The sequence below is a fragment of the Spirosoma pulveris genome (assembly GCF_054781875.1).
This window is the reverse complement of record NZ_BAAGTO010000001.1, coordinates 1,948,323-1,961,121: the sequence shown is the minus strand read 5'-3', so window position 1 is coordinate 1,961,121 and position 12,799 is coordinate 1,948,323. Positions and strand designations below refer to the sequence as shown.

Annotated in this window: 10 protein-coding genes; 6 read left to right on the top strand and 4 right to left on the bottom strand. The window is 52.6% G+C overall.

Annotated elements, in window-relative coordinates; translation table 11 throughout:
* Window positions 1-27 precede the first annotated feature (27 nt).
* Both ACYVJM_RS07930 and ACYVJM_RS07925 read left to right on the top strand, forming a co-directional pair.
* On the top strand, window positions 28-1,476 hold the full coding sequence (locus tag ACYVJM_RS07930) for an NADP-dependent isocitrate dehydrogenase (RefSeq protein WP_461147651.1): 1,449 nt from the start codon (window positions 28-30) through the stop codon (window positions 1,474-1,476).
* Between the two features lie 28 nt (window positions 1,477-1,504).
* Window positions 1,505-1,783 carry a hypothetical protein gene (locus ACYVJM_RS07925; RefSeq protein WP_461147650.1) on the top strand — a complete coding sequence of 93 codons (279 nt, stop codon included), beginning with the start codon at window positions 1,505-1,507 and terminating at the stop codon, window positions 1,781-1,783.
* A gap of 239 nt (window positions 1,784-2,022) precedes the next feature.
* Here ACYVJM_RS07925 and bla read toward each other — a convergent pair whose 3' ends face one another.
* Both bla and ACYVJM_RS07915 read right to left on the bottom strand, forming a co-directional pair.
* Window positions 2,023-3,072, bottom strand: a complete 1,050-nt coding sequence (gene bla, locus ACYVJM_RS07920) for a class A beta-lactamase (RefSeq protein WP_461147649.1) — start codon at window positions 3,070-3,072, stop codon at window positions 2,023-2,025.
* A 77-nt stretch (window positions 3,073-3,149) separates the two neighbouring features.
* Entirely contained in the window at window positions 3,150-4,331 is a 1,182-nt protein-coding gene (locus ACYVJM_RS07915) for a cystathionine gamma-synthase family protein (RefSeq protein ID WP_461147648.1), read from the bottom strand.
* A 312-nt stretch (window positions 4,332-4,643) separates the two neighbouring features.
* Here ACYVJM_RS07915 and ACYVJM_RS07910 point away from each other — a divergent pair, with 312 nt between their 5' ends.
* On the top strand, window positions 4,644-5,294 hold the full coding sequence (locus ACYVJM_RS07910; protein ID WP_461147647.1) for a hypothetical protein: 651 nt from the start codon (window positions 4,644-4,646) through the stop codon (window positions 5,292-5,294).
* Between the two features lie 17 nt (window positions 5,295-5,311).
* Here ACYVJM_RS07910 and ACYVJM_RS07905 read toward each other — a convergent pair whose 3' ends face one another.
* A complete protein-coding gene (locus ACYVJM_RS07905; RefSeq protein WP_461147646.1) occupies window positions 5,312-6,637 on the bottom strand; it encodes a DEAD/DEAH box helicase in 1,326 nt (441 codons plus the stop codon).
* Window positions 6,638-6,729: 92 nt separating this feature from the next.
* Window positions 6,730-8,595, bottom strand: coding sequence for an outer membrane protein assembly factor BamB family protein (locus ACYVJM_RS07900; protein WP_461147645.1), 1,866 nt, complete (start codon window positions 8,593-8,595; stop codon window positions 6,730-6,732).
* A gap of 170 nt (window positions 8,596-8,765) precedes the next feature.
* On the opposite strand from ACYVJM_RS07900, the gene ACYVJM_RS07895 reads away from it, so the two are divergent.
* The 3 genes from ACYVJM_RS07895 to ACYVJM_RS07885 all read left to right on the top strand — a co-directional run bounded on the left by ACYVJM_RS07895 (window position 8,766) and on the right by ACYVJM_RS07885 (window position 12,443).
* Window positions 8,766-10,109: a DEAD/DEAH box helicase gene (locus tag ACYVJM_RS07895; RefSeq protein WP_461147748.1), complete on the top strand. Its 1,344-nt coding sequence runs from the start codon at window positions 8,766-8,768 to the stop codon at window positions 10,107-10,109.
* A 46-nt stretch (window positions 10,110-10,155) separates the two neighbouring features.
* Window positions 10,156-11,298 (top strand): DEAD/DEAH box helicase, encoded by a 1,143-nt coding sequence (locus ACYVJM_RS07890; RefSeq protein ID WP_461147644.1) that lies wholly within the window; start codon window positions 10,156-10,158, stop codon window positions 11,296-11,298.
* Between the two features lie 104 nt (window positions 11,299-11,402).
* On the top strand, window positions 11,403-12,443 hold the full coding sequence (locus ACYVJM_RS07885; RefSeq protein WP_461147643.1) for a sugar phosphate isomerase/epimerase family protein: 1,041 nt from the start codon (window positions 11,403-11,405) through the stop codon (window positions 12,441-12,443).
* The last annotated feature ends 356 nt before the right edge of the window (window positions 12,444-12,799 follow it).

Genomic DNA, 12,799 nt, shown 5'->3' with positions numbered 1-12,799 from the left:
ATTTGTCAAAAAAACACTGCATTCACTATGTCTTATTCGATTCCTGTAACCGTAGCCTACGGCGATGGTATTGGTCCTGAAATTATGGAGGCAACCCTGCGCATTCTCGAAGCCGCACAAGCCCCTCTGGCGTATGAAACGATAGAAATTGGCGAAAAGGTCTACCAAAGCGGCCACTCAGCGGGTATCCGGCCCGAGGCCTGGGAGTCGCTTCGTCGGACAAAAGTATTTTTGAAAGCACCCATTACAACCCCGCAGGGCGGTGGCTTCAAAAGCCTGAACGTGACCACTCGAAAAATGCTGGGGCTGTACGCCAATGTTCGTCCCTGTATTTCCTACGCGCCTTTCGTAGCGACCAAACACCCAACCATGGATGTGGTGATTATTCGGGAAAATGAAGAAGACCTGTATGCCGGTATCGAACACCAGCAAACGCCCGAGGTTGTCCAGTGCCTTAAACTCATCTCACGGCCCGGCTGCGAAAAAATTGTACGGTATGCGTTCAACTACGCTCGCCAGTACGGTCGCTCAAAGGTAACCTGCTTCACGAAAGACAATATCATGAAGCAAACGGATGGATTGTTCCATCAGGTTTTCGATGAAATCGCCAAAGAATACCCGGAGATTGAAGCAGAACACTGGATTGTCGACATTGGAGCCGCTAAACTGGCCGACACGCCCGAAGCGTTCGACGTTATTGTGATGCCGAACCTTTACGGAGATATTCTGTCCGATGTGGCCGCTCAGATTGCCGGATCGGTTGGGCTGGCCGGTAGCAGCAACATTGGCGAAGAGGTGGCCATGTTTGAAGCCATCCACGGATCGGCTCCCCGGCGGGCGGGTCAGAATCTGGCCAACCCGTCGGGCCTGTTGCTGGGCGCTGTCATGATGCTGGTTCATTTGGGCGAGGGCGAAGTAGCGTCCAAAGTGCACAACGCCTGGCTCAAAACGCTGGAAGACGGTATCCATACCTACGACATTTATAAAGAGTCGGTTAGTACCGAGCGCGTGGGCACTAAGGAGTTTGCCGATGCGGTCATTGCCCGCATGGGGCAGTTGCCCACCCAACTCAAAGCCGTTCACTATGCCAGCGTGAAAGCCGAGCCGATAAAAGATAAGCTGAGTGTCAGAAAACCCGTGAAAACGGAAACCGTTGGCGTCGATATTTTCCTCTACCACGAAAACCGCAACGCGGCTCTGCTGGGCGATGAGCTGACAAAGTTCACCGCCGGACCATTGAGTTTATCCATGATCACGAATCGGGGGGTAAAAGTTTGGCCGGACGGTTTCTCCGAAACGTTCTGTACGGATCACTGGCGTTGCCGGTTCAAGGCAGGTGACGTAAACAATGTGCCGTACGAGCAAATCCTTCAGCTGCAGGGCAAGCTCACAGAAGCCGGTTACCGCATTATCAAAACCGAGAACCTGTGCACGTTCGATGGTCAGCCAGCTTTCTCTGCAGGTCAGGGCGCTTAAGTAATTAAACCTTCTAGGCTAAAAAAATATGTCTGAGTCAATAGAACTAAAGGTCATTAACGGGCGCTTTAACCCCGACGAGGCTACGCCCATTCTTACGGGAATCATCAATGCCAAGTTACAGCACCATGCCCGCAGGATCTCCCTGCATGACCAGACCGAAGAGGGCATAAAAGCGTCGGAGACCCGAATCAAACAGCTTGAAGAGGACTTGCGGCAGTCATTGCGTTTCCTTCGGGAAGCGGCTCAGCGAGGGAGTCGGGTAGACATTGACGGCATCCTGACCATCAGGGAGGTTCCTCAATAGGAAAACCCCGTTTCGGGGGCTAGTTTACCTTCTTTACATACGGATCACTATACCTATATTTTATATGATCGCCTGCTATGGGTCCGATTGGCGTAATGACAGCTTTTCGGCTTAATACCGTACTAGCTGTTTGCTCGTTAGTCGGATCTGTAGCTCTTTAAACGTTCGAGTTGACAGCACGGGCGGTAGCGTTGTATGACGATACTGTCCCGTGCTGTTATTCGATATGGGTGTATAGCCTATCGGACTGTGTTTGCTGTACCGGCTGGCTGATATAAAAAGTAATCATAAATAGACCGGGCGGCATGGGCGATCGTTTGCTCTCGTTCGGCGAGGGGCATGGGCGAGTCGCCCACAAAAACGGCAATGGCTATGTGGCCCGCATCGCCCGGAAGCGTGATGATGCCTACATCGTCGGTAGCGCTGCCATCCAGCGAACCCGTTTTATGGGCGATGACGGTATTAGGCGGTAAGTACCCTTTGAGTCGGGCGGCACCACCCCGGCAGCGCTCCATCACACCCAGCAAAAGCGCCCGGCTTTCGGGTTTAAGGGCCGTTCCCCGGTAAATCTGCGCCAGTAAGTTGACCATCGCATCGGGGGTGGAGGTGTCGCGCGGGTCGACTTTGAGCCGGGCCGCAGCAGCCCGTCTCGATTCCGGGGTCGTGGTGCTGTCCAGTTTTGCGTAAAATCCAACGGTCCACTTGTCGGAAGGGGGTAGTGTAATGCCTTCGAGGTCGGCAATCAACTGGATAATCGTCCGGTCGACGGACATGCCCTGAATACCCAGGGTTTTGAGCCGTTTCTGAACCGCTTCGGTGCCACCCACCAGTCGGAGCAGAATATCGGTGGCCGAGTTATCGCTGATGACCATCATCAGTTCCAGCAGGTTCTGGACGGACAACTGAACGCCGGGTTTAGCAAATAATACCTCAAGGGTGCCACTGCCTGGATGAAGATCAGATGGTTGCAGATCGACCATGGTCATCAGCGATAGTTTACCCTGCTCGATCAGCGTGAATAATTGCACCGCAATGGCGACCTTCACCGTACTTGCCATCGGAAACCGCTCCTGTAGGTTGAGACTTACCTGTTTCCCGGATTCGAGGTGAAGAGCACAAATGCCTACTTTGGCCCTGGCGATTGCCGCAGCCCGGTCCAGTTCCTGTTCCAGCCGTTGGGTCGCTATGTCTTTTTTGCCAGTGATGCCGGTTTGGGCGCTGGCTGATAAGTTGAGTGCCAGCAGCAGACTAAGAAGAAGAACGGTAGTTTTAGCAAGAGTAGAGGTCATTATGTAAGGGTTTAGGACAGTATGGTACGAAACAGCAGGATGCTGTTTCGTACATAAAAAACATGAGTAAAAGTCAGCTATAGCGATGCCAGCGCCTGTTCCAGATCGGCCAGCAAATCGTTCACATTTTCGATACCTACTGAATACCGTATCAGGCTTTCGGGAATGCCCAGTTGCCTGCGCTGGTCCTCGGTCAGTTCAACGTGGCTGGTGGTTCGGGGTGGTCCGGCCAGGGTACTCACCGAGCCCAGACTGGCGGCCAGGTGCACAAACTGAAGCTTCGGTAAAAACTTCCTGACCTGGTCGTAGCCACCATTCAGCGAGAAGCTCATGATGCCGCCAAACCCCGACATCTGTGCTTTGGCAATCTCGTGGCCGGGGTGCGTTTCGAGGCCCGGATAAAAAACGTCGCTGACCTTTGGGTGGGATTTCAAATATCGGGCGATGGTCATGGCCGATGCATTCTGGCGTTCGATGCGCAGTTCCAGCGTTTTCATACCCCTGGCAATCATATACGCGGCATCGGCCTGTATGCTGGCGCCGTTTATTTCGCGAAACTGGAATACTTTGCTGACCAACTCTTTGCTGCCGCACAGGACGCCCCCCATAGCGTCGGAGTGGCCACCCAGAAACTTGGTGGCACTGTGAAGCACGAGATCAGCACCCAGAGCCAGCGGATTTTGGTTGATGGGCGTGGCAAACGTATTATCGACAACTGTAACAGCACCCACTTTTTTGGCGGCTGCGGCCAGTCGGGCAAGGTCCACCACTTTTAGCGTCGGGTTAGTAGGCGTTTCGAGGTAGAGAACGTCGCAGCCTTTGGCTACTTCGGCTTCAATCTGATCGAAATCCGTGGTGTCGCAGAGGGTCACGTTTACCTGATAGCGGGGAAGGAAGTCGAGAAAGAGTCGGCTGGTACCGCCGTAGGTGTCGTTGAGTGACACCACCCGTTTACCCGGACCCAGTAAGGCAAACAGCGTATTGCTGATGGCGCCCATGCCGGTAGCAAAGGCCGTAGCGGCTTCGGCCCCTTCCAGAATCCGGATTTTCTCTTCGAGTACGTGGACGGTTGGGTTGGTATTCCGGCTGTAGATGAAGCCGTCGGCTTTGCCCAGAGCTACTTCATGCCATTCGTCCAGATCGTGGTAAGCGAAGGCAACGCTTTTGACGATGGGTGTGGTAACGGCGCCATTTGGTAATGGGTCGGTTTCGCCCGCCCATACGGAGGTTGTACTCTTTTCGTAGTTCGAAAAATCCATTAGAATTTAGTTATGTCACATTAGTTCACAGAGATGCACAGAGAAAAAAAGGAGATGCACAGAGGGTTTTGTTTTCTCCGGGTTAGTCTGCCAACGAGAGTAAGTTTATCGCTGTTGCACTATATCTTTTTTTTATTGGTAGAAAACAATGATCGCCTGGGCAATCAGGCTGGTTTCGGACAAGGTATTGAGTGAGAGGTAATAATACAGAAAAAGACAGTTCATCCAGCTTATTTGACAGTTCATTTAACGCTCTGTTTGGACTGTGAGCTATACCGGCTTGATTTGCCGATATAATTTACGGTCGAAGAAATGAAAGTTATTTTTATTGCGCTTGCGGTTTTGAGTAGTATACTGGTTCGGGCGCAGTACAGGCCTCTGGGAGCCATTACGATGTGGACAGATGGCTATGTTGTAACCCAGGAAAACGATACCCTGCGTGGGCAGATACGGGTAGGGTCGATGGTCAATGATGCGCCGGCGTCCATACAGATTAGGCATGCTGACGGCAGCAAAATCAAGCTGAAGGGCGAGGATGTACGCCTTCTGGCGCAGCAACTACCCACGTTTGCCTACGCCACCGGCAGCATTCCCCGTGAGCGGGAGATGGTTATTTTTGAGCGCGTACCCAACCCCCGCCGGAACGGAAAATCCATGCTGCTGGAACGCCTGACACCGACTGGCGGACGGATTGCCCTGTATTTTGATGTGTCGGGCTGGAAGAAAACATCGGAATACACCTTTGGTAACTTCACGTTCGAACTGGACCGGCAGGACCTTAGCTATATCGTGCTTAAGAACGGGAGTGAGTCGATGCTTGCCAAGCGTGGCGACATCGAAGTCGTGCACGACCAGCTCTTTGGCGATTGTCCGACGCTAATTCGTACCTACCCAACCGTTACCCGTCGGGACTGGAGCCGATTGGGTGACATGGTGCTGGCGTATAATGAGCTTTGCCGGTAGTTAAATCGCTGAGCAACCTACCGCGCCACCTCAATCTTATACTTCTTCCCTTTCATTTTCTCCTGGCTGATCTTCGCGAGAAGAGTCTTCACTTTGTCGTGCTTCACAGCGGCAAAGGAGATGAAATCCTGCACGTCGATGCGACCGAGGTCGCCTTTTTCGAGACCGCCTTTCTGGGAGAAAAAGCCGACGATGTCCACTTTGTTGAGCTTGTTTTTCTTGCCGCCACTCACGTAAAGAGTGACAAAATCAGGTGGTTGGGGTAAGGTCTGCTTGGTGGAGACATGAAACTCCTCAAGCGATGGATCGAGGTAAGTTGGCGGGGTTTCATCGCTGGACAGAATGATGTAGGCCGTTCCCGACGCGTGCATCCGGGCGGTTCGACCGTTGCGGTGCGTGAACTCATGCGCCTGCAAGGGCAGGTGGTAATGGATCACGTATTTCATTTCGGGAATGTCGAGCCCACGGGCGGCCAGGTCGGTGGTGACGAGGTAGCGGGTGCTGCCGTTTCGGAACTGGATCAGCGCCCGTTCGCGGTCGGGCTGTTCCATGCCGCCATGATACACGAGCGAATGGATGCCCCGTTCGGCCAGCAGTTCGCGGGTGCGCTCGGCGGCTTCCCGGTGGTTCAGGAAAATAAGGGCTGGCTCCGAGTCGAGCGAGCACAGCAGGTCAACTAAGGTGTCGATCTTGTCCTTGGAAGGGGAGTAAACCACTTTCGTCGTCAGGCCGGTTTCCTCATCGTTCTCCGCCGAAAAGGTCAGTTTGGTTGGCGACTTGAGCCGGATGAATTCGGGAATGCTAATGCCTGATGTGGCCGAAACCAGCACGCGTTTCCGCAGGTTGCGCAGTCCGCGAACGATAAACTCCATCTCGTCGTGAAAGCCCAGCGCCAGCGATTTGTCGAATTCGTCCAGCACCAGCGTCTGAATACCGTCCAGCGAAAACGTTCGGCGGGTGATATGGTCGGCAATACGGCCGGGCGTGCCAATGAGCAGGGCAGGGGGATTGCTCAGGTTCTTGATCTCCGTTTCGACGGGGTGCCCGCCATAGCAGACGTTAACTTTGAAACCCGTCGCCATTTTCTTCCAGACCTGTTCGATCTGAATCGCCAACTCGCGGGAAGGGGCCAGAATGAGGCATTGAACGCTGGTTTTCTGGTCGGACTTGAGCAGATGAAGAATGGGTAACAGAAACCCCACCGTTTTGCCGGAGCCGGTGGGGGCAATTAAAAACGTATCGTTATCCTGCGTAATGGCTTTCAGGGCTGCTTCCTGCATCGGGTTCAACGCCGGAATGCCCAGGTTCGTCAGGATTTGTGTTTGCTGCTCAGGGGTTATCATCCCGCAAAAGTAACCCAAAAAGCTGGGTCTTACAGGAACACGGATGAAACGGATTTTATCAGTTCTTATCCGTTTCATCCGTGTTCCTATCCTTACTTCTCAATGGCAAACGCCAGCAGCACGTTGCCGGGCAACTCACCAAACAAGCCATAGCCGGAATTAACAAACAACATGCCATCGGCCACAACGGGCGAGGGACCATCCAGCGAGCCGCCTTTACCTTTTACACCATTGACGGTGTCGAACTCATGCACGGTATCATAATCCCAGAGAATTTTCCCGTCGCTAGTCGAATAAGCCCGCATATGCCCGTCCAGTCCTCCGGCAAACACAACACCGGGAATGACCGTTGGCGCGGCTGAGTTGGCTTCGATACACCCTTTTTTATCGCCACAGGGCGGACTGGCGGCTTTCCAGACTACCTTGCCTGTGGTTACTGCCAGTGCATACAGGCCTGGTGCGGGTCGGTGCAGGGAGTCCGTCTTGCCGAACAGCGCATATTTATTGTCGGCGTTGGCCGCGAATACGTACTGCCCGTCGGTGGCCATGCCCCAGTGAATGCCGCCCAGCGCACTACCCAGGCCAACCGATGTTTTCCAGAGCAGTTTGCCATTATCGGGCGATAAACCATACACCTCGGCCGACTTCTGTCCGACAACCAGCATGTCGTTGCCCGACGGCTGTTTCACCAGAATTGGCGCCATGCCAAAGTCAAAATCATTGCCCGGTCTATCGGGGCAGTTGGGTCCGCCGGGGCACCCCATGTTCCAGGCATCATTCTGCGTCGCCTGAAAATTCCAGACGAGCTTGCCCGTTTTCAGGTTCAATGCCTGAATGGCGTCGCTGGTGTTCGTAACAGGATAGGTGTAGTTTTCGCCGGTGCCGATGTAGAGAAGTCCCCGTTTGGTATCGACCGTAGGGCTGCACCAGACAATGCCCCCCGCCGGGCCATAGGCTGGTGCTCCGTTCTTTCGTTTACCCGTTTCAGCCGCTTCTTCGGCCATGACCCGATGCCGCCAGATTTCATCACCCGAACGGACGTTCAACGCGACTACCTCACCCGATGACGAGCAGCAGGGGTAGTTGGGCAGCAGTACCGACACCACTTCGAGCGACGTAAGCGGCACGTACACGATGTTGTCATACACAACCACCGAGCCCGTGTTCGCCGATTGCGCATGCTGCCCCACCCGCTTCTCCCAGAGCAGCTTGCCGGTTGTTACATCGAGGGCGTAAACATTGGTGGCGTTATCGGCAAAAAAAGCCTGCGGACCACTGGCCTGCTGCACAACGCTGATGGCTCCGCGAATGGCGGCTTTGGCCGTAAATTTCCAGCCAATTTTACCGGACTGTTTGTTCAGACAATAGACATCCCCCAACTGCGAGCCCACAATCAGCCAGTCGTCAAGAATAGCGGGCTTACTTCGCACCTGATTAACATCGGGAAAGGCAAACGCCCATTTTAGTTTGAGCGACCCTACCGTTGCAGCCGAAATGCCCGCCTGCTTAGTCGTGCGAAAGCCAGTCCCTTCGAGATCGCCACCCCAGCCCGAATGGAGAATAGCCGCTTTTTTAGGGTTAGGGAGGGAAAACGCCGTGTACGCTTCTTTTGGTATGATGGTTTCGGTCAATGGCTTGTTCGCCAGGTATTGGGCTACTGCTTTTCGCTGCTCATCAGAAAGATCTTTCGCCTGTACACGCATCTTGCCCGTTTCCATAGCGGCCAGAATAGCGCGGGGCGGCATGCTGCTCAGAATAAAGCTGCCCGGTGCCTTTAACGAAGCTTCGGGTTTATGGCAGGTATTGCAAGTCGTCATGTAGACCTGCTGGCCCAGCTGAGTGATAGCCGGGTCGAGGGCCTGGGCAAAACCGATTGTCGGCCAAAGAAAGCGGAGGACGGCAAGGCATAAAATGCTTTTGGCAAACGAAGGGCGTACAGATCGAGTGGCTGGTTTCATGGGTATTAAGCGAGGTATGGTCCTGGTTATGAGAATTTAAAAGTAGCCAGCTTCTAATAAAGTGATCTCATTTTTAGGACGAATGGCTGTTTAGATTGGATAAACCCGGCCTGGCCTGGGGTGAGTACCGGATAAGCCGTACCTTCGTACTCTATTTGACAGGTATGACTATGACATTCGACGAACTGAATCTGAACAAACCCCTTTTGAATGCCCTGAACGATTTAGGGTATACAACCCCCACAACGATTCAGCAAAAGGTATTTTCGGTCGTTATGTCGGGTCAGGATGTGTGCGGCATTGCGCAGACAGGAACCGGGAAAACGTTTGCCTATCTGTTGCCCACGCTCCGCCAGCTCCAGTTTTCCAAAGAACGGACTCCTCAGATGCTCATCATCGTGCCCACCCGCGAGCTGGTCGTGCAGGTGGTGGAAGCGGTCAAAAAGCTGACGACCTACATGAACTTGACCGTCGTTGGCGTGTATGGTGGCGTGAACATGAAAGCGCAGACAGCGGAGATATTACAGGGGCTGGATGTACTCGTGGCGACACCCGGTCGGCTGGCCGACTTCATGCTGGGCGGCATCCTGAAAACAAAAGCGATCAAAAAACTCGTTATTGACGAATTTGATGAAATGCTCAACCTGGGCTTTCGAACCCAGCTGAAGGTTGTGCTGGACTTGCTGCCCCCTAAACGACAAAATCTGTTGTTTTCGGCGACCCTGACGGATGAAGTCGATCAATTGGTCAATGACTACTTCAACCAGCCTGTGCGCGTAGAAGCGGCTCCGATGGGTACACCGCTGGAGAAAATAAACCAGTCAGCGTATCGGGTGCCTAATTTTTATACCAAGATCAACCTGCTGACCCTGCTGCTGAATCGGAATGCCGCCATGACCAAAGTGCTGGTCTTTGTAGCGACCAAACAACTGGCCGATCAGCTGTACGACCACTTGGCTCCGGAATTTCCTGACCAGATCGGCGTTATTCACTCCAACAAAGCGCAGAACAAACGCTTCGAGGCCGTTAATAACTTCAAAGCGGGTACCTACCGAATCCTGATCGCTACGGATATTATTGCCCGCGGTATCGACGTCACCGACGTATCGCACGTTGTCAATTTCGATTTGCCCGAAGTACCCGAAAATTACATTCACCGCATTGGTCGAACGGGCCGCGCCGACCGCGAGGGCATCGCTGTTTCGTTTATCACGGAAAATGCCAGTGAGGAACAGGAAGCCATTGAGCAGTTGATGAATCAACCGATTCCGATGCTGCCCTTGCCCGAAAATCTGGTTATTTCTGATGAGTTGACCGACGACGAAAAGCCGAAGGTGCATATGAAATTCATTGACGTTAAACCGCCTAAACGGGAAGATGTTGGCCCGGCTTTTCATGAGAAAAGTGCCAAGAACCAGAAGGTGAACGTCCGGCGGAATATTGCGGAAGAAAAAATGCTCAAATACGGTCGCCCCATCAAGCGGGTTGGTGGCAAGAAGAAGCGGGATAAGTAAATGGCATTTACCACCCCCATCAATTACAATCAATTCCAAAAATCATATGCCCTTTTCAGAACTCGGATTATCCAAACCGCTTGTTAAAGCCGTAGCCTCGCAGCACTACCCAAAACCGTATCCTATCCAGCAGGAGGCTATTCCGGCCATTTTGCAGGGGAAGGATATTTTAGGTATTGCCAAAACGGGTTCGGGGAAAACGGCCAGTTTTGTACTCCCCATTCTGGAATTGTTTCAACGGAAATCCGTAGCCCGAAACCGATATGTAAAAGCATTGGTACTCGTGCCCACGCGTGAACTGGCCGTTCAGGTTGCCGAGGTTTTTCAAACGTTTGGGCAAAATTTGCCACGGCAAGTGAAAACGGTGGCTGTCTTCGGGGGCGTATCCATCAATCCGCAGATGATGGCCCTTCGGGACGCCGAAATCGTGGTGGCAACGCCTGGCCGATTGCTGGATCTGATGGCGTCCAACGCCTTGCAACTGACAGACGTCGACATTCTCGTACTGGACGAAGCTGACAAAATGCTCGATCTGGGTTTCGAGGAAGAAATGGAGCGCATCTTCGACCGACTACCGCGCCACCGGCAAACGATTCTCTTCTCCGCTACCCTGGGCGACGCCATTCAGGATATCAATAAAAATTTGCTGCGCAATCCGGTAAAAATCGAAGTTGTTGAGGAAGAACAGAATCTGGATTTAATTAAGCAGATCGCCTACCGCGTCGATCCTGAGCGCAAAGGCCCCTTACTCCGCTACCTGATCAAAGAGGGCAAGATGAAGCAAGTGCTGGTCTTCGTTTCCTCTACCCGAACCGCCGATAATGTGGTGGTCAAACTAAATAAGAACGGCATTCATGCAGCCGCGATCCATAGCGGAAAAACACAGGGCGCCCGCACCGATGCGCTCACTAAATTTAAAGGAGGGCACCTGACTGTACTAGTGGCTACCGATTTGATTTCCAGAGGTATTGATATTCAACTGCTGCCACACGTGATCAACTTCGAATTGCCGCGTTCGCCAAAGGACTACATTCACCGCATTGGCCGGACGGGTCGTGCAGAAGCGGAAGGCGAAGCCATCTCGCTCATTTGCCCCGACGACGAGCATCACTTCAAAATCATTCAGAAGAAAATGGGCAAACGGGTCGAGATTCGGGAAACGGAGGAGCTGAATCTCATGGGGTACTGACCGGATGTATTCGTACACTCGAATAAACTGGTTTCGCAATAATCTCTATATTTATAGTCACATTTCTGTTCCTTTACCCTAACTGAATAAACTGACTGTAAACCATGAGTAACCATCCTTCGCGCCGTAAGTTTTTGGGTGCTACAGCCGCACTTGTAGCCGGAACCGTAGCGGGTACCAACAAACTATTTGGCGCTCCTGCCCTCATTCGCTCCTTGGGCGACAAGCCGAATTCCTTAATCGATGGCGTGCAAATTGGAGTCATCACGTATTCCTTTCGCGAGATGCCCGACCAGAGTGCCGAAGCTACGTTGCACTATGTACTGGATTCGGGGGTGAGTGCCATTGAGCTCATGGGCGGCCCCGCCGAGATGTTCGCCGGTGCCCCGAAAAGCACGGTTGATATGCGGTCGGTATTTCCGCTGATGCGGAAAAAACGGGAAAATCAGCCGCTAACGGAGGATGAGCAGAAAACGCTTACCGAAGCCGAAGCCCAGATGAAAGCTTACCGGGCGGAGATGACCAAATGGCGGCTCTCGGTACCGATGTCGAAGTTTGAGCAGGTGCGTAAAATGTATAACCAGGCGGGGGTACGGATTTACGGGTTTAAACCCGACACCTTCGGGATGCAAAGTTCAGATGCCGAAATTGAATATGGGCTGCGGGCGGCTAAAACGCTGGGTGCCAATCAGGTCACGCTGGAGCATCCAGCCAATGACGCGCATACGATGAAGCTGGGAACGATGGCCCAAAAGCAGGGTATGAAAGTTGGTTATCACGGGCATGAGCAGCAAACGCCTACTTTCTGGGATACGGCACTGGCGCAATCGCCGGCCAATGCGATGAACTTTGATCTGGGCCATTACGTAGCCGCCGGTAATCCCGATCCGCTGGTATTAATCAAGCAAAAGCACGACCGCATTGCCAGTATGCACATCAAAGACCGCCAAACGCCCGACCACGGGAAAGGTAATCTGGTTTGGGGGCAGGGCGATACGCCTTTACTTCAGGTGCTGAAGCTGATGCGTGAGCAGAAGTATAACTTCCCGGCTACCGTTGAGCTGGAGTATAAAATTCCGGAAGGGTCAAATTCTGTGGCCGAAGTGAAAAAGTGCGTGAATTTCTGCCGGAATGCGCTGAGCTAATAACATAGTCAGATGAAAAGGAGGACTTTGTACTCACTTGTTAATGAGTACAAAGTCCTCCTTTTTGTCGTACAGATCAGCTATAACTTGATCAAAGCGACTAGCAGCAATTTGTTTTAATACCTAAATACAGAATTTATGTAAACTTTTGTTTTAAAATCGTTACTTTTTTGGTATTCTACGTACAACTATAAGCAGTCACTAGTATACCAATAAGTACAGCTTCATGAAAGTCTATCCAGTCTTCTCTGCTTCGTTACGCCCATGGTTCATTATACTCTTGTTTTGCGTGTTATGGCCGACGATCCATTTCGGCCAGGTAATTTATAGCAATACGTTTACAGGTACCGGAGCTT